Source organism: Hespellia stercorisuis DSM 15480 (assembly GCF_900142165.1).
Taxonomy (GTDB): Bacteria; Bacillota; Clostridia; order Lachnospirales; family Lachnospiraceae; genus Hespellia; species Hespellia stercorisuis.
The window spans coordinates 86,017-107,574 of the sequence record NZ_FQZY01000007.1 but is presented as its reverse complement, the minus strand read 5'-3'; the positions used below and the strand labels follow the sequence as shown (position 1 = coordinate 107,574).

The following is a 21,558-nucleotide window of genomic DNA, read 5'->3' as shown; positions in this document are numbered from 1 at the left end:
TATGGCGAGTGACAGAACATCGGTTGATAATATGGCATCTGCCATTATGGAGGGACTCACGGAATACGCTAATCTTGCCACCGATGATATGAAAAAGGCGGTTAAGAAAGCAGGTACTTCTGTGAAAAAAGAAATACAGCAGAATGCGCCCTCAGACACAGGTGCCTATGCGAAAAGCTGGGTAGTGAAGAATACCAAGGAAACCTCCAACTCGCTGGAAGTGACTGTCCATTCCAAGAACCGCTATCAGCTGGCACACCTTTTAGAGCATGGTCATGCCAAGCGTGGCGGCGGCCGTGTAGCAGGAAAAGCACATATTGCTCCAGCAGAGGAAAAGGCAGTCCGTCAGCTGGAGGAAGAAATCGAAAGGAGCCTGCAAAATGGATAAGCTGATTGCTATTATGAACAAAGTCGGTATCCCCTTTGCTTATGACCATTTTGCAGAGGGCGAATCGCCAGAACCACCCTTTATCTGTTATCTGCTCCCCGGCAGTGACAACTTTGCCGCTGATGGCAGAGTGTATTATAAGATAAATGATGTGAACATCGAACTGTACACCGATACCAAGGACTTGTCGGCGGAGCAGAAACTGGAGGATGTACTGGACAAATACGGCATCTTCTATGAAAAGTCCGAAACATGGATTGACAGCGAAAAGCTGTATGAAGTCCTATATCAATTTGAAATGTGAGGGTAAATCCTCCCGAAAGGAGTATTAAAACAATGCCTAAGAAGAATAAAGTAAAATTCAATATCTGCAATGTGCATTATGCCTTGCAGAATATTGCAGAAGATGGTGCAGTGACTTTCGGCACACCTGTGGCGATGCCGGGTGCAGTTTCCTTGGCACTGGATGCCAACGGAGAGCCGAGCAATTTCTATGCTGATGGTTATGCGTATTATACGATTTCTAACAACATGGGTTATGACGGTGATCTGGAACTTGCGATGGTGCCGGAGCAATTCCGTACCGAGGTGCTGAAAGAGGAACTGGACAGCAATAAGGTGCTGGTGGAGAATGCCAATGTGGAAACTGCAAACTTTGCACTGCTTTTTGAGTTTGACGGTGATGTAAGGAAAATCCGTCATGTACTGTATAACTGTGCGGCAAGCCGTCCGAGCATCGAATCTGCTACCAACGAAGATGAAATCGAGGTGCAGACAGAAACGCTTGCACTCACTGCCACACCTCTTGCCAACGGTTATGTGAAAGCAAAGACCGGGGATGATACCACGGATGCGGTTTATCAGAACTGGTACAAGACGGTATATCTCCCAACAGCGGAAGAAGAATCGTCTGCTGAACCTGCTGTGCAGTCTGTATCGGCTGCAAAATCTACTACAACTACAGCAGCAAAGACAACTGCCACTACGAAGGAGGTCTAATCTATGAGCATGAAACAGAATATCGAGATTGACGGAAAGCAGGTGCCGTTCAAGGCATCTGCCGCCATTCCTCGTATCTACAGAATGAAGTTCCATCGTGACATTTATAAAGACCTGCGTTCCTTGGAAAAATCCGTGGGTGACGGCAGTGAGGAGAATTCCAACTTAGATATGTTCTCCCTTGAGATGTTTGAGAATATCGCCTATATCATGGCGAAACACGCAGACCCGGCTATCCCAGATTCTCCGGAGGACTGGCTTGACAGCTTCAACACATTTTCTATCTATCAAGTTCTTCCAAAGCTGATTCAGCTTTGGGGACTGAATACGCAGACGGATGTTCAGTCTAAAAAAAACTTCGCTCAACTGAGCGGGAAATGACAACACCATTGTTTCTGCTCCGCTGTGTACAGCTTGGCTTATCAATTCGTGATTTGGATTTACTCACAATTGGCATGGTCAATGATATGTTCGCAGAGAGCAGGAATGATGATTTTAAGTACAGAGAAGTTGCAACACAAAAAGACTTTGATTTATTTTAACCAATGCATCGGCTGATAAGGTCGGTGTATTTTTTATGCCCGCAGGAAGGAGGTGTTTTGGCATGGCAAACAGAATTAAGGGTATCACAGTGGAAATTGGCGGCGATACCACTAAACTTCAAACGGCATTAAAGGGTGTCAACGGAGAAATCAAGAACACGCAGGCACAGCTGAAGGATGTAGAGAAACTCCTAAAGCTGGACCCCGGCAATACAGAACTGCTTGCACAAAAGCAGAAACTCCTCTCCGATGCGGTATCTGAAACCAAAGAAAAGCTGACTACCCTAAAGACGGCGGCTGAACAGGCAAATACGGCACTTGCAAACGGTGATATTTCACAGGAGCAGTATGATGCTCTTCATCGAGAAATTATTGAAACAGAAAATGATCTTAAAAAGTTAGAAGAACAAGCAAATCAGTCTGCCACGGCAATGCAGAAGATTGCCGCTACGGGAGAAAAGCTAAAAACCACTGGTGATAACATCTCCAATGCAGGAAAGAAACTGCTTCCTGTGACAGCGGCCGTGACTGGACTTGGAACAGCGGCTGTTGCTACGGCGGCAAACTTCGAGTCCTCCATGTCACAGGTGCAGGCTACTATGGGTATTACCAAGGACTCCATGTCTACGGTAGATGGTCAGTCGGTTAATACAATGGATACCCTTGGCAAGCTGGCAAAGAAGATGGGTTCGGAAACGGCATTTTCTGCAAGTGAGTGTGCCGAAGCACTGAACTACCTCGCTCTTGCCGGATATGATACACAGGAAATGTGCGATACCTTGCCAACAGTACTTAACCTTGCGGCGGCTGGTGATATTGAACTGGCATCTGCATCGGATATGGTTACCGATGCAATGTCTGCTCTTGGTATGGGAGTCAGTGAAGCCGGAACGATGGTAGACCAGATGGCAAAGACCGCATCTACTACCAACACCTCTGTTGCACAGCTTGGAGAAGGTATTCTTACCATTGGTGCGACTGCAAAGTCTGTCAAGGGCGGAACAGCGGAACTGAACACGGCTCTTGGTATTCTTGCCAATAATGGTGTCAAAGGAGCAGAGGGCGGTACCCATCTTCGTAATATTATTCTTTCCCTGCAGAACCCTACGGATAAAGCGGCGGCAAGCATGAAATCTCTTGGTGTGGATGTTTATGATTCACAGGGCAATATGCGTTCCATGAACGATATTTTGGGTGACCTCAATAAGAGCATGGATGGTATGACCTCCGAAGAGAAGTCCAACATCATCAATAACATTTTTAATAAGACCGACCTGTCCTCTGTGAATGCTCTCCTTGCCAACACAGGCGATACTTGGGATGATTTACAGCAGTCCATTACCAACAGTGGCGGTGCGGCACAGCAGATGGCAGACACACAGCTGGATAACCTCCAAGGTCAGCTGACCATCTTAAAATCTGCTCTTGAGGGACTTGCCATTTCCTTTGGTGAGCTCTTAATGCCTGCCATCAAGCAGATTGTCGGCTGGGTGCAGAAGTTCGTAGATTGGCTCAACGGCATGGACGAGGGTACAAAAAAGGTTGTTGTGACCGTGGCTCTTTTGGCAGCAGCACTGGGACCTGTGCTGATTGTGGTTGGAAAGGTTATCTCAGCGGTTGGTACCATTATGACGGTGGTTCCTAAAATTGCAGGAGTCATCAATACAGTAAAAACTGCATTTGCAGCACTAAATTTGACCATGCTTGCTAACCCTATCGTGTTGATTATCGCAGCCATTGCAGCCCTCGTGGCGGCATTCATTTATCTGTGGAATACCAACGAGGACTTCCGTCAATTTTGGATTGACCTTTGGGAGAATATCAAAGAAGTTGCGATTGCAGTATGGAATGCTATCAAGGAGTTTTTCGTAGCAGTCTGGGAGGGAATTAAATCTGTCGCAGAAACCGTGTGGAATGGAATCCGAGATTTCTTTACTGGGTTGTGGGAAGGTATCAAGTCTGTATTTACTACGGCAGTGACAGCCATTTCCACATTCCTCTCCACGGCATGGACTACGATTAAAACCGTGGTGACCACTGTATTCACGGCAATCCAGACGTTCTTCACAACGATATGGGATGGAATCAAGCTGGTATTTCAGACCGTGCTGAATGTAATCAGCACCATTGTTACCACCTATTTTAATATTTATAAGACCATTATCACTACAGTTTTCAATGCGATAAAGACGGTGGTCACCACGGTATGGAATGCCATCAGCACCTTTATTACCACGATTGTTACAGCAATTCAGACCTTCCTTACCACGGCTTGGAATACCATAAAAACTGTGATAACCACAGTGCTGAATGCCATCAAAACGGTATTCACAACAATTTGGAATGCGATTAAAACCGTCATTACCACGGTGGTAAATGGCATTAAAAATACGATTACCACGGTCTGGAACAATATCAAATCTACGGTGACTTCTGTGGTAAATGGTATCAAGACTGCTGTGAGTAATGCCTTTTCAGCCATGTGGAATGGCATCAAAAGCACCATCAGCGGTATCTACAATACCATCAAAGGTGGCTTCGATAACGCAGTCGGTTATATCAAGAACCTTGCATCTTCTGCCTTTAACTGGGGAAAGGATTTAATCATGGGTATTGTTAACGGTATTAAAAGTTGTATCGGTGCCGTGGGTGATGCTGTCAGTGGAGTGGCAAATAAAATCAAGTCCTTCCTGCACTTCTCTGTGCCAGATGAGGGACCACTGACAGATTATGAAACTTGGATGCCAGACTTCATGAGCGGACTGGCAAAGGGCATCGAAAAGAGCAAGGGCATGGTGGCAAGCGCAATGGATGGAGTGGCGGCTGATATGGTGGTCAATCCGAAAATCAGCACGGCAGACACCAGCGGTATCTTAGGCGGAATGTCTGCTGGAGATACCATTGCAGGCATTACCACAGCGATTACAGAAGCACTTGCAGGTGTTGGGGTTCAAGGTGGCGATATCGTTATTCCTGTCTACCTTGGCGGCACCATGCTTGATGAGGTGGTAGTCAATGCACAGCAGAGAACCAATCTAAGAAGCGGAGGGAGATAAATGGCATTTATACAATATTTGAAGTTCAATGGCACACCACTCCCTCTGCCGGATTCCTATGATCTGGACTTGACGGATGTGGAAGCAGACTCCGGCGGAGAAACAGAGGCCGGAACAACTCAGCGTGATGTAGTTCGTGCCGGGGTGGTCACGATAGGAGTGTCCTTCTCGGTCAGTGCCGCATGGCTGAAACGGCTGACGGTATATTCCAAACAGCCGAAGATAGCCGTGCAGTATTTTGATACAGAGGATTTGGCACTGAAAGAAACTGAAATGTACATTACAGGCTACAAGGCGAAGCTCTATAAGGACACTTCGTATAAAGGTCTGTGGTCGGTGTCATTTACGCTTAATGAATTTTAGGAGGTGGTGTCTGTGTATCCTGTATCTGGGGCATTTATGGATGCAATCGAAAGCAACACAAGAAAATATTACTGGACAGGCACCATTGTCACAAAGAATAAAAAAGAGTATGCCTTTGGCAATGAGGACATTGTTAAGGGCAGTGGATATATCACAAGGCAGTGCTGTGGCAGTAATGAAATAGAACTTGGTACGGTTTATGCGGCAGAGATGGGCATTACCCTATTTTCGGATATTGACCGCTACACTCTGGATGAGGCTGAAGTCAGGATATATTTCCACCTTGTTCTTCCAGACGGCACGGAAGAAACCATACCAATGGGTGTTTTTGAGGTCAGCGAAGCAAACCGCCACATTAAAACACTGGAACTGAAAGCCTACGATTATATGCTCCGCTTTGAGAAAGCACTCAAGCTGTCGGCATCCGGCGGCACGACATATAGTTTTCTACTGATGGCAAGCACCGAATGCAATGTGGAACTTGCCCAGACCAAGGCTGAAATTGAAGCCCTGATGAACGGTAAGGAAACACTGGGCATCTATTCCGACAATGATATGGAAAGCTACCGTGACCTCATTTTCTATGTGGCACAGGTGCTTGGCTGTGTCTGTCAGATAAATCGTGAAGGAAAGCTGGAACTGATACCTTACGGCATTTCTCCTGTGGCAGAGGTAACCAGTAGGCACCGCTATGACAGCAGCTATTCTGATTTTGTCACGAGATACACCGCAGTATCCTCTACAAATCTTATCACAGAGGAATCGGAGTATTATGCTCTTGACCCGGATGATGCTTTGACCTTAAATCTTGGTGTAAATCCGCTTTTGCAATTTGGTCTGAAAACCACAAGAGCAAGGCTCATAACCAATATTCTAAATGCCATCGCTGTAGTGGATTATGTCCCCCTTGACAGCACCACCATCGGCAATCCGGCATTTGACCCTATGGATATTCTGCGGTTCTCCGGCGGCCATGCTGATGAGAAACAGCTGTCCTGCATTACGAGCATTACCTATAAAATCGGCGGCAAGCACAGCCTAAAATGTGTGGGTAAAAATCCAAAGCTGGCGGCGGCAAAAAGCAAGAATGACAAGAATATCACGGGACTGCTCAATCAGATTGAAGCAGGAAAAATCGTAGTATATAACTTCGTCAACGCTTCGCCTTTTACCATCGGCAGTTCCAATACGGAAATCATGGCGATTGCCTTTACCTCAAAGGAAGAAACCACGGCTACCTTTCTGGCAGAAATACTGTTTGAAGTCAGCAACGATGAGGTTATTGAAACGGTCAGCGGAACTGTGACGGAAGATAGCGAAAATGAAGCGGGAGAAACGGTTCCTATTACCAAAGAGGTGTCCTTCACTTACCCCAAAATTGGGGAGAGTGAATTGACTGTTACCTACAAAATGAATGATGAAGAGGTCAAAACTTTCTATCCGAAAAAGACCTGCATCAACGGAAAACACATTTTGACGCTGTTCCTCCCTATCACACAGGTTATTGCTAACAGCGAAAACACGCTGTCGGTGTTCTTTAAGATGAGTGGCGGAACGCTTACCATTGGAGAATCACAAATCCGTGCAACCATCAGCGGACAGGGACTTGTAGCAGGTATCGGTGATTGGAACGGACGCATCAGTATTTCCGAGACCATTGACCGTATTCCGATTGCACAGACCGCATTCGGCTATGATGCCTTTACGGATACTGCTGCGGCTATCTTCCCAAGATTGGTGCTTCGTCCGATTACACAGCCACTGACACGCATTCCAATTACGGAAAGCGAGTTTAGTTACCATCGCCTGAACGAGCGTGTGACAGCCGTGGAGGTTATCAAGACCTTCACTATGGATAAGGACTTCCCACCGCATTATGACCAGACCGTGGTTGAGGTTAATGAGGATGGTGCGTTCTGTATGATAAGCGATTATGTATTTGTATCCTCTGTTGAGGAAATCAATGCCGGACAGATGCAGCATTTGACGGTAAACACAGAGCCGTTTGAGCGAGTGGAGAAAATGGAGGTGACGATGTGCTGATAGATGCATCAAAATATATCTGGTCGAAGTGGCAGCAGCCTGTATTCACGGACAATGATTCGTGGGGCGAGGTTTCTGCCGCTTCTGTGCATCAAGTGGCGGGTGCGGATTATTCCCCATTCCGTGCTTTGGATGCAAATGGGGATACCCACTGGGAGGGTGCGGAAGGTGTGACGGATGTGCAGTTTTTATGGATATTTGCACAGCCACTTAAAATTTACCGCATTGAGCTGGTCAATAAGCCGACCGGAAATATTCATATCACAAAATCCGTAGAAGTCTATGCGGATGAAGAAATGACAGAGCCGTTGCTTACAGGTGAGTTTCCGCAGGAATCCAAGAGCCGATGCGATATGGAGCCGGTACAGCCATTCTCCTGTGACCGCATTATCCTAAAACTTACGGCAGATGCAGAAACGGGAGTAAAGTATGTGGGTCTGTCTGAAATACGCATTGTTGCAGAAGTCGGGCAGGAGAAAACAATCCTGCTCCCATTCCTGAACACGGCAGAAAATATGGAAACCATCAGCAACGGCTACAACGACGACAGCACCTTCAGCACAGAGGGTCTGGACGGATTTATGTTCAATGGCATCGCCGCCAATCCGCTGTATATCTCAAGCAATCATTGGATCGGGTTTGGCACAGGAGCAGAACAGCTTCGTATCCTGCGAAGGGACGGCTGCTCCACTGCAATCTACCGACAGCTGGGAGAAACTACAAACGGACTGCAATTTCTAAAAATCCGCTTTGAGGGGTACACAGCTTACAACAATCGTGTGGAAGCTACCCGTCTGATATTTGAATTATTCCTGCTGTCTAATAACGATATGTTCCTCAATGTGATTCAGACTCCGACCAATGCTGGGTATCTTGGAACATCGGATTTGATATGCGGCGGTACAACCATAGCACTGAATCTTGCTGATGGCAGCGGAGCCGGTACGCAGGTCAGCTTTTATCATCAGGATGAGGGCGGCCGCACTTGGAATATTGTGTATGCCATGTATGAGGAAACAGATACCTATTCCTTTGCCTATCTCTTACGGCAGGCAGATGCTTTTTATACTTACGCAGACAGAACCCTGCAGGAGGTGTCCATTGAAAATATGACAGCGGCGATGTTCTTAAAATATGGATTTGAAGAGATACCGCCCACAGAAATTTTGACACCAATCGACAATATGCAGATGTATCTGTGGAAAGCCGGAGGAACGGAACAGCTGCTGAAAGCAAATGTAAAAGCCTATCCGTATCCACAGGTGCTGGAAGCCGTGGCGGATATGAGCCACATTTCGATTCTCGGCATCAAGATGATGACAGCGGAGTATTCCGGAGATGTCACGGTGTCGATTTCTGTCGATAACGGTCAGACCTACACGGAGGATATGGTGTTGGGCGAATGGCTGAATACCGATGTGGAGGAACTTTATAACAGCTTGAGCGAGGAAAAGCGATTATTTCTGCGGTTTACACTTCATGATAATGCAGCTATTTCACGCTTTAAGATTACCTACATCAATTAAAGGAGGGAACGCAAATGCTGAAAGGCAAAATGAAAATAGAAATGACAGATGTTCATACAGGCGAAACGGAAACCGTGTTGGAAGAAAATATGGTGACCAATGCACTGGCAAATATCTTCAAGCCGATGGGACTGGATAAATCTCCTGCAAAGCTGATAAACGGCATGAATCCGTATTACCAGTCGGTGCTGGGAGGACTTTTGCTGTTTGATTCAGAGATTGAGGAAAATGCGGATAATGTCTACCCACCGTCCAATGTCAATCTCATCGGCTGTGCATCCTACGGTGTGCAGAACAATACCACAGGAACGCTCCGTGGCGGTTTCAACCAGACAGAGAGCGAACTGAATATGACCGACCGCTATATGAAATATGTGTATGATTTTACTACCTCGCAGGCGAATGGAACCATTGCCTGTGTCTGCCTGACCCATAAGAATGGCGGGTACACTTCCTACGGCGGCAAGGACGCACCGTTTGGAAGTAACTATGGACTGGGTATGCAGGTTTGTGACGGACATTTGCAATATGTACACAACAACTATACGGGTGCAACAACGGGAGATAAATATTCTGGAATAAGCATTGGTACGACAGAAGCAATGTTCCTCATCAACATGGCAGAGGATGCTGTGTACTATTTTCGAATTGACAACTCCACGAAAATCACGATTACAAAACGCAGAGCCTATATGAAATCGGTGTCGGTACTGGAAAATCCGTATTCCAAGAAGCCGCTCATGGATTCTTTTGAACTGGATGAACTCAAAACAGAACTGCCAACCAATTATATTTCTTACAATTTTGACCCTGCCGACAACTGCCTGTATATCATAAATAGTGCAGCCTACTATCTTGAAGCAAACGGTACTTTTTATATTACAAAGGTCAATTTCTCCACTTGGAAGGTTACACAGTACACTATGACGAATACCACATCAGAGAGAATTAATCTCAACGGTATGCGTTCTTCCTACTGCCACAGGGGATATATTCTTTTCCGTGGCTATAACAATTCCAATCATATCTACAAGATGGAGATTGGCAATTCAGCAAATGTGGAGCTGCTGAAACTTGTGAATCTTACAAGTATTACAGGATCGTTTGCAATGGGCATCAATGGCAGAGTTTATATTGAGGGTTATGGCAGCAGTACCTATTATTTGTATGTCATCAATCTTGATACCAATGAAATCCTAAAGGTGGAGGCATCCCGCATTATCGGCGGAAGTAATTATCCCTGCTACACCCCGGTGCTGAATGAACCGATGCTGTGGTATGCAAGTTACGGCAGCTGGTCAACCATCGGATATTTTATCATGTCTAACTATCTTGCCACAATCAATAACCTGTCTGAGCCTGTGACGAAAACGGCGGATAAGACCATGAAGGTCACTTATATCATTCAGGAGCAATAACAACTTAATACTTGGAAATGAGGACTATCCAACTTTGGACAGTCCTTTTTTCATACAAAAAAATGAAAGAGAGGAATTTCAAATGAAAGAATTCTGGAACACGATTCAACTTATTTTTGCAGCCATCGGAGGGTGGCTCGGCTACTTCCTAGGCGGCTGTGACGGCCTGCTCTATGCACTGCTCGCCTTTGTGGTAGTGGACTATATCACAGGAGTGATGTGTGCCATCGAAGACCATAGCTTATCCAGCGAGGTAGGCTTTAAGGGCATCTGCCGCAAGGTACTTATTTTTGCATTGGTAGGCATCGCCAACATCCTTGATGTGCAGGTCGTTGGAAGCGGAAGTGTACTGCGTACCGCTATTATCTTCTTCTACATCTCCAATGAAGGAGTATCCCTACTGGAAAATGCAGGACACCTTGGTCTGCCAATCCCGACAAAACTCAAAGACATTTTAGCACAGCTCCATGACAGAGCAGAAAGCGAGGGCAAATAATATGGCTTATACAAACAGTTCTTTAGTATCTTACACAGGGTTAAGTCCTAATCATTCCGGGCAGAGAACCCATTCCATTGACCGCATTACACCTCACTGTGTGGTGGGTCAGTTATCCGCAGAAACCATCTGTGCCTGTTTCCCGGCAGGCCGTGATGCAAGCTGCAATTACGGTATCGGCACAGACGGCAGAGTGTCTTTGTGCGTGGAGGAGAAGAACCGCTCTTGGTGTACCTCCAGCAATGCCAATGACCAGAGAGCCATTACCATCGAGTGTGCCAGTGATAAAACAGAGCCGTATACTATGAACAGTGCGGTGTATGCAACGCTCGTGAAGCTCTGCACCGATATTTGTAAGCGTAATGGCAAAAGTAAACTACTGTGGTTTGCAGATAAGGACAAGTCCTTGAATTACAATCTAAAGTCTGATGAGATGGTAATTACCGTGCATCGTTGGTTTGCCAATAAAAGCTGTCCGGGTGATTGGCTGTATGCAAGGCTTGGCGATTTAGCAGAAAAGGTAACGGCGGCTCTTGGTGGTACAGCACAGACCCCATCAGCGGATACTTCTGTTTGGTACCGTGTGCGTAAGACTTGGTCAGACAGCAAGAGTCAGATTGGTGCTTACCACAGCCTTTCCAATGCGAAAGCCTGTGCAGATAAGAATGCAGGATATTCGGTATTTGATGAATCAGGCAAGGCAATCTATCCAAATGCGGCTGCATCTCCATCGGCTGTGCCTTTCATGGTGCGTGTGTCCATTTCTGACCTCAATATCCGTAAAGGTCCCGGCACGAACTATGCCAGAACGCAGTACATCCCGGTGGGTACATACACCATCGTGGAGGAAGCTGACGGACAGGGTGCTTCCAAATGGGGACGCTTGAAAAGCGGTGCTGGTTGGATTTCACTGGATTACTGCACTAAGGTTTAACTGAATATGTTGTGAATTGATAATGCCTGCCTTGGAGTGAAATCCTTGGCAGGCATTATTTTTTTGCAACAACAGGAACAAGTGCAACGGAATCCCCTATAAATGCTTACGCGCATACAAGCCCCTATCTACCTATTATTGTTCTGTTTTTATATATAGGTATAGTTGTTACACTTGTTCTTGTTGCATATTCGTTTTATGAAAATAATATAATTTCAAGAATACCCTCAAGTTTATCTTCTTGCCGTGGCTAAGAAGTAGGAGGTGTTTTGAAATGACGGAAGAACAAAGAAATCGGATTGTATCCGCGAGAAAAAACGGCATGGGATACGCAAAAATTGCAGCTGAAATCGGGATGACAAAGAATGCTGTAGCTGCCTTTTGCCGAAGAAATGCTCTGACAGGGAATCTTTCTGTCAGTGAAGATAAAAGGGATTTGTGCCGTGAGTGTGGGAAACCACTTGTTCAGGAAGATGGAATGAAAACAAGAGTATTCTGTTCCTCGGATTGTAAAACAAAATGGTGGAGAGAGCATCCTGAAAAGATGAACCATAAAGCTACTTATCAATTTGTGTGTGCCGCTTGTGGCAGACCATTTGAAGCCTACGGAAATTCCAAAAGAAAATACTGCTCTCACAGCTGTTATATCAATGCAAGGTTCAAAGGCGGTGGCGGCCATGAATGAAAAACAGTTAGAGGCAGAGCAGCAATACTATCTTGCCATATCGGTTGCAAAATCTATGTTCCAGAGTGGCATCATCTCTGCCGAAGTATTAGCCATAATTGATACAAAATTACTCGAAAAATGGCAGCCTATTTCTGCTATATTATTGTCGGATAATCCGTTGACTTTATAGCCTTTTAGAGTGATGTATAGTAACGGAAAGGAGTGGTTTTATGGCGAAAATACGAAAAATCGAACCACAAATGCCGTTAGTCAAAAAGCGTCAGAGAGTCGCTGCATACGCCCGTGTTTCAAGGGATACAGAGCGTCTTATGCATTCGGTTTCTGCACAAATCAGTTATTACAGTAATCTGATTCAACATCATCCCGATTGGGAGTATGCCGGAGTATATGCGGACACAGGCATCAGCGGAACGGGCATCAAGGAACGAGATGAATTTCAAAGAATGCTTGCCGACTGCGAAAACGGCAAAATCGATATTATTCTGACCAAGAGCATTTCCCGTTTTGCGAGAAACACGGTAGACCTTCTGGCTACGGTAAGGCATCTGAAAGCAATCGGAGTGGAGGTCAGATTTGAAAAGGAGCAAATCAATTCCTTTTCCGGGGACGGAGAATTGATGCTTTCTATCCTTGCATCCTTTGCACAGGAAGAGAGCCGTTCCATATCGGAGAACTGCAAATGGGGTATCAGAAAAAGGTTTCAGTCCGGGGAGATTGGTGCTGCAAACAAGCATATTCTCGGCTACCAATACGATGAAGATTTAAAGCAGTATGTGGTTATTCCAGAAGAAGCAGAGATTGTAAAAAGAATGTTCAGGCTTTATTTGGAGAAGGTATCCCTTCGTGCCATCTGCGATGAACTAAATGATATGGGCTACAGAACCATAAACGGTATGCTGTTTCAGGAGGCAGCCATTAACAGCCTATTGCATAATGAGATTTATGCCGGGGATATCAGACGGCAGAAATGCTACATAGCAGATCCAATCAACAAAACAAAGGTAAAGAACCAAGGCGAGCTGTCTCAGTATTATATGGCGGATTGCCACGAGGCTATCATTGACCGTGAAACTTACGCATTGGTGCTACAGGAATTTGAAAGACGGACTGCAATGCTCAATCCCACCTATTGCTTTACAGGCAAAATCGTGTGTGGGATGTGTGGCAGTCCGTACACAAGGAAGAAAAGCAAGGTTAAAGGAAAGACCTATGTGCATTGGATTTGCAGAGCGAAAAAGGAAGTAGGCAGAACCTGCAAAAATCATAATTTTTCTGAGATTAATTTAAAAAAGATAAGTGTAGAGATTTTGGAATTGGAAGAATTCGATGAGGATATTTTTACACAGCAGATTGAGAAAATCACAGTGCTTGCAGACGGTAGCCTTGCATTCAAATTTTACGAAGGGAGAACGAAAGTATGGCAAAAAGCGTAACGACAATACCTGCTACCATCAGCAAGTATACGGCAAAGCCAATCAACTCAAAAAAGAAACGCAGAGTGGCAGGATATGCCCGTGTCAGCACGGACATGGAAGACCAACAAACAAGCTACGCTGCCCAGTGCGATTATTACACCAACTACATTCAGAGCCGTGAGGACTGGGAGTTTGTATCCCTGTATTCGGACGAAGGAATCAGTGCAACATCAACAACACATCGTGATGGTTTCAATCGAATGATAGCGGATGCACTTGCTGGAAAGATAGACCTTATCATAACAAAATCTGTCAGCCGATTTGCACGAAACACGGTAGACAGCCTTTCTACCATAAGAAAATTAAAGGAAAACGGCACGGAATGTTACTTTGAAAAAGAAAATATTTGGACTTTTGACAGCAAAGGCGAATTGCTGATTACTATCATGAGTTCACTGGCACAGGAAGAAAGCCGCAGCATTTCCGAGAACTGCACATGGGGCATGAGAAAGCGATTTGCAGATGGAAAGGTCAGCGTTCCGTTCGGCAGGTTCCTTGGCTATGACCGTGGCGAGAATGGCAACCTTGTAGTCAATGAGGAACAGGCGAAGATTGTCCGTAAAATATACGGATTGTTTTTGCAAGGAAAATCTCCCTATGTCATTGCCAAACATCTGACGGCAGAGGGCATTCCTACCCCCGGCGGCAAAAAGGTATGGGGCAAGGCAGTGGTGCAGAGCATTCTCACCAATGAGAAATACAAGGGCGATGCATTATTGCAGAAGGTCTATACCACAGATTTTTTAACCAAAAAGAAAAAGCCGAACGAGGGAGAAGTTCCCCAGTATTATGTGGAAGGCAATCATGAAGCCATTATCGAGCCATCCGTTTTTGACACGGTGCAGGTGATGATGCAGTCTCGTGTTCCCGGCAAGAACAGAGCCAGCTCGGTCAGCATTTTCTCAAGCAGAATAAAATGTGGGTGCTGCGGTTCATGGTACGGTTCAAAGGTATGGCACTCCAACGATAAATACCGAAAGGTTATATGGCAGTGCAATCATAAATTCAAAGACGGCTGCAATACCCCACACTTCGATGAGAACACCATAAAGGAAATGTTCATCAAAGCCATGAACATTCTTGCAGGACAGCGAGATGGCATCATCGGTGCATACGAGGAAATCGAACAGACTGCCTTTGACACCACGAACTTGGAAAGCCGTCAAAAAGAGTTGCAGGCTGAAATGAATGTTGTGGTGGAACTTATCGAGCATAGCATTGCGGACAACGCACGAGTGGCACAGAATCAGGATGATTATGAAAATCACTACAATTCGCTGACAGAGCGATTTGATACAGCCAAGGGCGAGTTGGAGAAAATCGGGCAGTCCATTTTGGAAAAACAGGCACAGCGAGAAATGATGAAAAAATTTATCACGGAAGTAAAAGCCATGCCGGACATCATCAGCATTTTTGACGAGGACAGCTGGTGTGCCTTGGTGGATTATGTGACAATCAACAGCACCACCGATGTGGTATTCACAATGAAAAACGGATTGGAAATCAGAATATAAGGCTGATAGCAGATACGGCACTCCGCAGAAAATGCGGGGTGTTTTTCTGCTTTTTTGAACCTTTTAACTTTCCCCTCTGAAAATGTATACCCCCAAGGGGCAAAGTCAAAAAGTATGTGGCAAAGTTAAAAAGTGCAAGGCAAAGTCAAAAGGTTTAAGGGCAAAGTTACATTGTATCAAAGACGGCTTTTAGATAGATGAAGGTATTTCCGGCACAAATACAAAAAAGCGTAAAGAGTTTAACCGGATGATAGCCTGTGCCCAAAATGGGGAAATGGACTTGATCATTACGAAGGAAATTTCCCGTTTTGCGAGAAATACTCTTGATAGTATCTATTATACCCGTGATCTGAAAAAGCACGGTGTCGGCGTTATCTTTATGAATGATAACATCAATACGATGGACGGCGATGCAGAATTACGGCTTGCTATTATGTCTTCGATTGCGCAGGAGGAAAGCCGCAGAACCTCGGAGCGTGTTAAGTGGGGACAAAAACGTCAAATGGAGCAGGGCGTTGTTTTTGGCAGAAGTATGCTTGGCTATGATGTAAGGGATGGCAATATGTATATCAACGAGGAGGGCGCAAAAATTGTCCGAAGGATCTTCCATAAGTTTGTGGATGAAAGGAAGGGAACGCGCGTCATCGCCCGTGAACTTCTTGAGGAAGACATTCGTCCAATGAGAGTGAAGGAATGGCAGAATACTGTTATTTTGCGAATTATCCGCAATGAAAAATACTGTGGTGATTTGGTGCAGAAGAAGACCTACACGCCAGATTTTTTGTCGCACGAAAAGAAATACAACAGGGGGCAGGAAGAATTTGTGATATTAAAAAACCATCATGAGCCGATTATATCCCGAGATCTGTTTGAAGAGGCAAACCGTATTTTAGATGAAAAATCACTCTCGCAGGAAGGAAAAGCAAAGCACAGCAATCGCTATCCGTTCTCTGGAAAAATCAAATGTGGCAGATGCGGGGCGAGCTATGTGGCGCGATATAAAACTCGAAAAGACGGAAGTCGTTATCAGGCGTGGCGCTGCTTTGAAGGCGTGAAGCACGGCAGTCCTCATATTGATAAGGAGGGAAAACAGGTGGGCTGTCCTGGCGAAAGCATCCGCAATGAAGAAGTGGTCTATCTCATGTACCTTGTTTACAGACGATTAAAGTATGACCGCAGGAAAATCGCAGATCATTTAATCGGCACAATAAATGCCGTTCTTTCTATGGATGCGGAAGGGGATGCGGCAGGAACTGATTCAGCGGATTCTTCGGAGAGGGACGAAATCGAAAATGTTGTGAATGAGCTTATTAACGGCATCCAATATGAAGATGAATTTTACACGCAGCTGCTTGATAAAATGGTAATAAATGATAGAGATAATATGGATGTATATTTGAATATGCTGCCTCTAAAATGGAGTTATCGGTCCATTTCCGGGGCTTCACTACCGACATCGTTGAGTACGGCGGTCGCCTCTTTATAAGGCATGGCGAACCGCTGCGACAGATATCGCATGGCGGCGCCGCTCTCCCCGTCTGGACCACCGTACTGGGTGGCGATTGCCTGCGCCAGTGCGGCGTTGGTCTCTGCTATCTTTACGGGATACTGCAATCTTTTTTCATAATTCCACATAGACTAACATCCTCCTTCTTGCCATGGCCATGGTTCATTGATCCAGTTCCACCTGTCGGAGCAGGAGGACATCATTGTGTCGATGGTCAGTGCACCGTAGAGAGAGGCGTACTCACGCATCGCCTGGTTGTAGAGCTTATTTTTCTCGTGAAAATAAGCCAGGGCGTTGACATCGCAGGGGTGGGTGTCCAGATAGAGCTGGACGTCATACACAGCGAATCCGAGAGCTGTGATTTCCATTAACAGGGCGTGTTTGTTCGGTGCACTCATGATCGGCAGTCCCCTTTCCCGGTAAATGGTTTGTCGAGATCCTTCCAGATGGTTCCCCGCTGTAATCCTTTATTCAGATCGTAGGGGACACTCCATTCCTGCCATGGAACATAGGCCATTGCGAGTGCGAGCCCTTCCAGCACGTCGTTGTGGCTGCAGGTACATGGAATTGCCACAGGCGGTGTGGGAGCGTGCGGCTGACAGCGGTTATAGTTGCGCATGTTCGGCGAATAATTTGGCATACTCGTTTTACTCCTTATACAATAATCTGTAATATCATTGTATGGAAAACAGGGGGAAATGTGCAGACTCCGCTATGCGGTGACTTCGTTCCCGCTGGTTCGTCCCTCCAGAAAACACCTTGCGTTCTCCAGGGTGGTGGTACAGATCGCCGTGAGTGCCTCATCGGTGAGAAATCCCTGATGGGAGGTGATGACGACATTGGGAAAGGAGAGGAGTCTTGCCGTGGTAGAATGGGAAAGGATAGCGGAGGAGTAGTCTTCGTAGACGTAGTTTTTCTCCTCCTCGTAGACATCCAGGCCCACCGCAAAAAACTTGTGGGCACGGATGCCCTCCACCAGATCCTCTGTTTTGATCAGGCCTCCGCGGGAGGTGTTGACGAGGATGACGCCGTCTTTCATTTTATGGATGGTCTTGATATTGATCAGGTGGTGGGTGGCGTCGGTCAGCGGGCAGTGGAGTGAGACCAGATCGCTTTGGGCTAACAGCTCGTCCAGCGGAACGTAGGAGGCAAAATCCAGGTCACTGTTGGGATAGACGTCATAGGCCAGCACTCTCATCCCGAAGCCATGGCAGATGCGCGCCATAGCCGCCCCGATCTTTCCAGTACCGATGATTCCGGCAGTTTTCTGGCAGAGCGTCACGCCGGCCAGCCCCTGCAGGCTGAAGTCGTTCTCTCGAACCCGGTTGTAGGCTTTGTGGATACGACGGCAGGCGGTCAGGGTAAGTGCCATCGCGTGCTCGGCGACAGCCTCGGGAGAGTAGCCAGGCACGCGCATCACGGTGATTTTGTATTCAGCGGCGGCGTTCAGGTCCACCTGATTGAAGCCGGCGCAGCGGAGCAGGAGAAGATGGATATCCAGTCCGGCCATCCGCTGCAATACTTCGCGGTGGATTTCTGCATTGACAAATGCGCAGACTGCGTCACAGCCTGCGGCGAGGGACACGGTCTGTTTTTCCAGTTCAGCATGGGCAAATTCGATTTCGATGCCCGGATATTCGGGCAGGTATTTTTCGAAATAAATCTGGTCGTATTCTTTGGTGCCATAAAATAATATTTTCATAGATGAAATCCTCCGTTTGATTTAGAAGTTGATCAGAAGGGTTCGTGTTACCGGTTAAGGCAGCAAGTGCCCCTGATACTATCTTATTATAAAGAGATGTTTTAAATTTCATAGGGGTCCGGTACATTTTATGGAAAAAGTAGTTTACAAGACACCGAATTTTTAATATAATACATTACATCGGGGTATGGCTCAGTTTGGTTAGAGCGCACGGCTGGGGGCCGTGAGGTCGCAGGTTCGAATCCTGTTACCCCGACTCAGAGAGTCCGGTGGTTACCGGGCTCTTTTCAATTCTTTACACAGAACTTGTGGAGATGTATAATTAATGAGGCATAACGCAGAAATGTGGGGGATTTATACATATGGATGAAAAAATATTACAGAAGCTAGTGGAAGAATACGAAGCCAGACTTGAAAAATATCATCGGTTCCTTGAACTTTATCCGAGATTGATCAGATCCGGCTTTATTGCGATATTTACGATACCGCTGTTTTTTATGATCCTGCTGTTCAGCGTGGAGGCAAAACTGGTCTGCCTGACGTGCTGGATTATTTCGATTATTCTTATCGCGGGGTACCTGATCACTGTGGAATACATTTACTATCATTATAAGGATTATTTTGAGGACATGGAAACGGTGATGAGTGCAGAGGAAGAGACCGGCGAGGAAGAGGTCGGTGAGGAAGAGCAGGAGGGGGAGCAGGATGAAACAGATATTTAAGATATACCGGAGAGATTTTAAGAGATTATCACAAAATGTAGTCGCGCTGGTGGTGGCGGTTGGAATCTGTGTACTTCCGGCACTTTATGCGTGGTTTAATATTGCGGCAAACTGGGACCCGTATGGAAATACGGGCGAGATAGTCGTGGCGGTTGCAAACAATGACAAGGGCTGTGCGGTGGATGGCGTGCAGTATGAGATCGGATCGAAAATTGTGGAAAACCTGAAGGGCAACCGGCAGATCGGCTGGACATTTATGAGCAGGGAAAAGGCTGTGGAGGGAGTAAAGAGCGGGAAGTACTATGCGGCGATCGTGATCCCGGAGAATTTCAGCGAGGCCATGTCAAGCATTTTGGGAGATAAACTGGAGAGCCCGAAGCTGGAGTACTATATCAATGAGAAGAAGAACGCCATTGCTCCGAAGATCACGGACAAAGGAGCAACCACGATCCAGCAGCAGGTCAACACAGAGTTCATCAGTGTGGCGACGGAGACTGTGGCCAATGTGCTGAATGTGACATCTGCACAGCTTGAGGGCAGCGGTGTCACTATCGTGGATAAACTGATTGCAAATCTGCGGGCTGTCTCCTCGGATTTGAGTCAATATGAGGCAGCGATCAAAGCATTTCAGGATGTGACGGACAGTGTGGTCCAGTTGACGAAGACGGCACAGCTGACGATTCCGGACGTTTCTGCCGTGCTCAGCCAGGGCAATCAGCTCACGGCAAATTCCGCGGGGGTGCTGGAATCGTCGAGAAATACAGCGGGAACCATTGGAAGTACAATGGGAAATGTGATGAGTACGACGGTGAGTACTTTTGACAATGTGTCATCACTGACAAACAGCGCACTGCAGAATCTGGAGACGGATGCGGCTTTTGCAGCAAATCAGCTGGGAAGTGCAGGATGGATCTGTGACGAGGTGATTGGAAAAAATGATGAAGTGTACGGAAAACTCGAGACACTGCGGGGGGAACTGCTCACCATTCTTCCAGACGATGCGGAAAGCGTGAGGCTGATAGACGGCATGATGACAAAAGTGGCGGAGGCCACAGAGCACCAGAATAATCTAAAGGATTCCATCAACCAGGCAGTCAGTCAGATCAATAGCTCGACGGCGGTGGCAGAGGATACAAGAAAGCAGATCTCAGCCGGCATAGACCAGAGCAAAGCAGATATCAGCGGCGTGAGAGCATCTTTCGAGACAGAGGTGCAGCCGAATATGAACACACTTTTAGATAACATTGCGACAACAACGGCCAATGTATCCGGACTTCTGACGGCGACGCAGGGCAGCCTCGGGAATCTGGACGAGATATTCAACGGAGTGAACGGAGCACTCGCCTCCGGCAAGTCGGCGCTGGAAAACACCCGATCCGTTATCACGCAGACACAGGACAGGCTGAATAACATCATCAGTCAAGTGCAGTCGGTGGGGCAGGACGAACAATTGAACAAGCTGATCGAACTGCTGAAGAACGACCCGCAGCTGACCGGAGAGTTTATGTCTTCCCCAGTGAAGCTGGATACGACACAGTTTTATGAGATTGAGAATTATGGATCAGCCATGGCACCGTTTTATTCTATTCTGGCAATCTGGGTCGGCGCAATCGTACTGGTGGCGATTCTGAAGGTGGAGGTGGATGAGGATGACGAGATTCGGAAGGTGCGTCCGACCGTTTCCTATCTGGGCAGGTCTCTCACGTTTCTGACGTTTGGACTGGTGCAGGCTACGATCATCGCGCTGGGGGATTTGTTCTATTTAAAGATACAGTGCACGAATATGGGACTGTTTCTGGTCGGGGCATGGATTTCCAGCTTTGTGTTCGTCAATATTGTTTACGCGCTGACGGTTTCTTTCGGCGATATAGGCAAGGCGGTCAGCGTTATCATCCTCGTATTGCAGATTGGCGGTTCTGGTGGAACGTTCCCAATCGAGGTGACGCCGCCGTTTTTCAGAGCTATCTATCCATGGCTGCCGTTTACTTATGCAATCAACGCTCTGCGCGAGTGTGTGGGCGGTGTATATAAGAATGCATTCTGGCTGGATGTGGGAAGGCTGCTTCTCTTTGTTCCGGCAGCACTTCTTCTGGGACTGGTTTTGCGCAGACCACTGATCAAACTGACAGCATTTTTCGAGAGACGTCTGAAGGATTCGAAACTGATGTAAGGGAGACTGGGCCGG

General features: G+C 46.6%; 22 protein-coding genes, 1 tRNA gene and 1 pseudogene. 20 read left to right on the top strand and 4 right to left on the bottom strand.

From position 1 onward, the window contains the following. Position 1 precedes the first annotated feature (1 nt). The 17 genes from BUB85_RS02105 (at position 2) to BUB85_RS20910 (ending at position 16,928) form a co-directional block, all read left to right on the top strand. Complete coding sequence (locus BUB85_RS02105; RefSeq protein WP_073104383.1) at positions 2–388, top strand: HK97 gp10 family phage protein; 387 nt, start codon at positions 2–4, stop codon at positions 386–388. Further along, the gene (locus tag BUB85_RS02100) at positions 381–692 is read left to right on the top strand and encodes a hypothetical protein (protein ID WP_073104381.1); all 312 of its coding nucleotides are present in this window, start codon (positions 381–383) and stop codon (positions 690–692) included. Before BUB85_RS02105 ends, BUB85_RS02100 begins: the two co-directional genes overlap by 8 nt. 32 nt (positions 693–724) lie before the next feature. Then, positions 725–1,387: a major tail protein gene (locus BUB85_RS02095; RefSeq protein WP_073104380.1), complete on the top strand. Its 663-nt coding sequence runs from the start codon at positions 725–727 to the stop codon at positions 1,385–1,387. A 3-nt stretch (positions 1,388–1,390) separates the two neighbouring features. Further along, positions 1,391–1,768, top strand: a complete 378-nt coding sequence (locus BUB85_RS02090) for a hypothetical protein (RefSeq protein WP_073104379.1) — start codon at positions 1,391–1,393, stop codon at positions 1,766–1,768. After that, positions 1,765–1,929: a hypothetical protein gene (locus BUB85_RS21670; RefSeq protein WP_200803527.1), complete on the top strand. Its 165-nt coding sequence runs from the start codon at positions 1,765–1,767 to the stop codon at positions 1,927–1,929. Before BUB85_RS02090 ends, BUB85_RS21670 begins: the two co-directional genes overlap by 4 nt. Positions 1,930–1,991: 62 nt before the next feature. Continuing rightward, complete coding sequence (locus BUB85_RS02085; RefSeq protein WP_073104377.1) at positions 1,992–4,985, top strand: phage tail tape measure protein; 2,994 nt, start codon at positions 1,992–1,994, stop codon at positions 4,983–4,985. Further along, a complete protein-coding gene (locus BUB85_RS02080; protein WP_073104376.1) occupies positions 4,986–5,348 on the top strand; it encodes a hypothetical protein in 363 nt (120 codons plus the stop codon). A 12-nt stretch (positions 5,349–5,360) separates the two neighbouring features. Further along, the gene (locus tag BUB85_RS02075) at positions 5,361–7,391 is read left to right on the top strand and encodes a hypothetical protein (RefSeq protein ID WP_073104375.1); all 2,031 of its coding nucleotides are present in this window, start codon (positions 5,361–5,363) and stop codon (positions 7,389–7,391) included. Next, positions 7,385–8,917, top strand: coding sequence for a hypothetical protein (locus BUB85_RS02070; RefSeq protein WP_073104373.1), 1,533 nt, complete (start codon positions 7,385–7,387; stop codon positions 8,915–8,917). Before BUB85_RS02075 ends, BUB85_RS02070 begins: the two co-directional genes overlap by 7 nt. Before the next feature lie 14 nt (positions 8,918–8,931). Next, entirely contained in the window at positions 8,932–10,335 is a 1,404-nt protein-coding gene (locus tag BUB85_RS02065; RefSeq protein ID WP_073104371.1) for a hypothetical protein, read from the top strand. An 82-nt stretch (positions 10,336–10,417) separates the two neighbouring features. Next, positions 10,418–10,831: a phage holin family protein gene (locus BUB85_RS02060; protein ID WP_073104369.1), complete on the top strand. Its 414-nt coding sequence runs from the start codon at positions 10,418–10,420 to the stop codon at positions 10,829–10,831. A 1-nt stretch (position 10,832) separates the two neighbouring features. Beyond that, on the top strand, positions 10,833–11,765 hold the full coding sequence (locus tag BUB85_RS02055; RefSeq protein ID WP_073104367.1) for an N-acetylmuramoyl-L-alanine amidase: 933 nt from the start codon (positions 10,833–10,835) through the stop codon (positions 11,763–11,765). A gap of 274 nt (positions 11,766–12,039) precedes the next feature. After that, positions 12,040–12,450, top strand: a complete 411-nt coding sequence (locus tag BUB85_RS02050) for an RNA polymerase subunit sigma-70 (protein WP_073104365.1) — start codon at positions 12,040–12,042, stop codon at positions 12,448–12,450. Further along, positions 12,443–12,622, top strand: coding sequence for an SHOCT domain-containing protein (locus BUB85_RS02045; RefSeq protein ID WP_073104362.1), 180 nt, complete (start codon positions 12,443–12,445; stop codon positions 12,620–12,622). Before BUB85_RS02050 ends, BUB85_RS02045 begins: the two co-directional genes overlap by 8 nt. 40 nt (positions 12,623–12,662) lie before the next feature. Beyond that, the gene (locus tag BUB85_RS02040; RefSeq protein WP_073104359.1) at positions 12,663–13,886 is read left to right on the top strand and encodes a recombinase family protein; all 1,224 of its coding nucleotides are present in this window, start codon (positions 12,663–12,665) and stop codon (positions 13,884–13,886) included. Continuing rightward, positions 13,871–15,442, top strand: a complete 1,572-nt coding sequence (locus BUB85_RS02035; protein ID WP_073104356.1) for a recombinase family protein — start codon at positions 13,871–13,873, stop codon at positions 15,440–15,442. The genes BUB85_RS02040 and BUB85_RS02035 overlap by 16 nt, the downstream gene beginning before the upstream one ends. 247 nt (positions 15,443–15,689) lie before the next feature. Beyond that, positions 15,690–16,928: a recombinase family protein gene (locus tag BUB85_RS20910; protein WP_143160645.1), complete on the top strand. Its 1,239-nt coding sequence runs from the start codon at positions 15,690–15,692 to the stop codon at positions 16,926–16,928. Here the strand turns inward: BUB85_RS20910 and BUB85_RS02020 are convergent. From BUB85_RS02020 to BUB85_RS02005, 4 genes and pseudogenes are all read right to left on the bottom strand, one after another. Next, positions 16,886–17,077, bottom strand: a pseudogene (locus BUB85_RS02020) (manganese catalase family protein); the annotation flags it as partial. The gene BUB85_RS20910 and the pseudogene BUB85_RS02020 sit on opposite strands and share 43 nt — an antisense overlap. A gap of 3 nt (positions 17,078–17,080) precedes the next feature. Beyond that, a complete protein-coding gene (locus BUB85_RS02015; protein WP_073104350.1) occupies positions 17,081–17,347 on the bottom strand; it encodes a spore coat protein CotJB in 267 nt (88 codons plus the stop codon). Then, positions 17,344–17,589, bottom strand: a complete 246-nt coding sequence (locus BUB85_RS20905) for a spore coat associated protein CotJA (RefSeq protein WP_242945321.1) — start codon at positions 17,587–17,589, stop codon at positions 17,344–17,346. Before BUB85_RS20905 ends, BUB85_RS02015 begins: the two co-directional genes overlap by 4 nt. 72 nt (positions 17,590–17,661) lie before the next feature. Next, positions 17,662–18,651 carry a 2-hydroxyacid dehydrogenase gene (locus BUB85_RS02005; protein ID WP_073104346.1) on the bottom strand — a complete coding sequence of 330 codons (990 nt, stop codon included), beginning with the start codon at positions 18,649–18,651 and terminating at the stop codon, positions 17,662–17,664. A 181-nt stretch (positions 18,652–18,832) separates the two neighbouring features. Here BUB85_RS02005 and BUB85_RS02000 point away from each other — a divergent pair. The 3 genes from BUB85_RS02000 (at position 18,833) to BUB85_RS01990 (ending at position 21,543) form a co-directional block, all read left to right on the top strand. Continuing rightward, a tRNA-Pro gene (locus BUB85_RS02000) sits at positions 18,833–18,907 on the top strand. A 106-nt stretch (positions 18,908–19,013) separates the two neighbouring features. Continuing rightward, the gene (locus tag BUB85_RS01995; RefSeq protein ID WP_073104343.1) at positions 19,014–19,373 is read left to right on the top strand and encodes a hypothetical protein; all 360 of its coding nucleotides are present in this window, start codon (positions 19,014–19,016) and stop codon (positions 19,371–19,373) included. Continuing rightward, positions 19,357–21,543 carry a YhgE/Pip domain-containing protein gene (locus BUB85_RS01990; protein WP_073104339.1) on the top strand — a complete coding sequence of 729 codons (2,187 nt, stop codon included), beginning with the start codon at positions 19,357–19,359 and terminating at the stop codon, positions 21,541–21,543. The genes BUB85_RS01995 and BUB85_RS01990 overlap by 17 nt, the downstream gene beginning before the upstream one ends. Positions 21,544–21,558: the final 15 nt, after the last annotated feature.

Excerpts from the sequence above, each read along its gene's own strand:
- BUB85_RS02080 (WP_073104376.1), top strand. The coding sequence starts at position 4,986 with ATGGCATTTATACAATATTTGAAGTTCAATGGCACACCACTCCCTCTG.
- BUB85_RS02085 (WP_073104377.1), top strand. The coding sequence starts at position 1,992 with ATGGCAAACAGAATTAAGGGTATCACAGTGGAAATTGGCGGCGATACC.
- BUB85_RS02090 (WP_073104379.1), top strand. The coding sequence starts at position 1,391 with ATGAGCATGAAACAGAATATCGAGATTGACGGAAAGCAGGTGCCGTTC.
- BUB85_RS02065 (WP_073104371.1), top strand. The coding sequence starts at position 8,932 with ATGCTGAAAGGCAAAATGAAAATAGAAATGACAGATGTTCATACAGGC.
- BUB85_RS02105 (WP_073104383.1), top strand. The coding sequence starts at position 2 with ATGGCGAGTGACAGAACATCGGTTGATAATATGGCATCTGCCATTATG.
- BUB85_RS21670 (WP_200803527.1), top strand. The coding sequence starts at position 1,765 with ATGACAACACCATTGTTTCTGCTCCGCTGTGTACAGCTTGGCTTATCA.
- BUB85_RS02040 (WP_073104359.1), top strand. The coding sequence starts at position 12,663 with ATGGCGAAAATACGAAAAATCGAACCACAAATGCCGTTAGTCAAAAAG.
- BUB85_RS02045 (WP_073104362.1), top strand. The coding sequence starts at position 12,443 with ATGAATGAAAAACAGTTAGAGGCAGAGCAGCAATACTATCTTGCCATA.
- BUB85_RS20905 (WP_242945321.1), bottom strand. The coding sequence starts at position 17,589 with ATGCCAAATTATTCGCCGAACATGCGCAACTATAACCGCTGTCAGCCG.
- BUB85_RS02050 (WP_073104365.1), top strand. The coding sequence starts at position 12,040 with ATGACGGAAGAACAAAGAAATCGGATTGTATCCGCGAGAAAAAACGGC.
- BUB85_RS02035 (WP_073104356.1), top strand. The coding sequence starts at position 13,871 with ATGGCAAAAAGCGTAACGACAATACCTGCTACCATCAGCAAGTATACG.
- BUB85_RS01990 (WP_073104339.1), top strand. The coding sequence starts at position 19,357 with ATGAAACAGATATTTAAGATATACCGGAGAGATTTTAAGAGATTATCA.
- BUB85_RS02055 (WP_073104367.1), top strand. The coding sequence starts at position 10,833 with ATGGCTTATACAAACAGTTCTTTAGTATCTTACACAGGGTTAAGTCCT.
- BUB85_RS02100 (WP_073104381.1), top strand. The coding sequence starts at position 381 with ATGGATAAGCTGATTGCTATTATGAACAAAGTCGGTATCCCCTTTGCT.
- BUB85_RS02005 (WP_073104346.1), bottom strand. The coding sequence starts at position 18,651 with ATGAAAATATTATTTTATGGCACCAAAGAATACGACCAGATTTATTTC.
- BUB85_RS20910 (WP_143160645.1), top strand. The coding sequence starts at position 15,690 with ATGATAGCCTGTGCCCAAAATGGGGAAATGGACTTGATCATTACGAAG.
- BUB85_RS02015 (WP_073104350.1), bottom strand. The coding sequence starts at position 17,347 with ATGAGTGCACCGAACAAACACGCCCTGTTAATGGAAATCACAGCTCTC.
- BUB85_RS02060 (WP_073104369.1), top strand. The coding sequence starts at position 10,418 with ATGAAAGAATTCTGGAACACGATTCAACTTATTTTTGCAGCCATCGGA.
- BUB85_RS01995 (WP_073104343.1), top strand. The coding sequence starts at position 19,014 with ATGGATGAAAAAATATTACAGAAGCTAGTGGAAGAATACGAAGCCAGA.
- BUB85_RS02095 (WP_073104380.1), top strand. The coding sequence starts at position 725 with ATGCCTAAGAAGAATAAAGTAAAATTCAATATCTGCAATGTGCATTAT.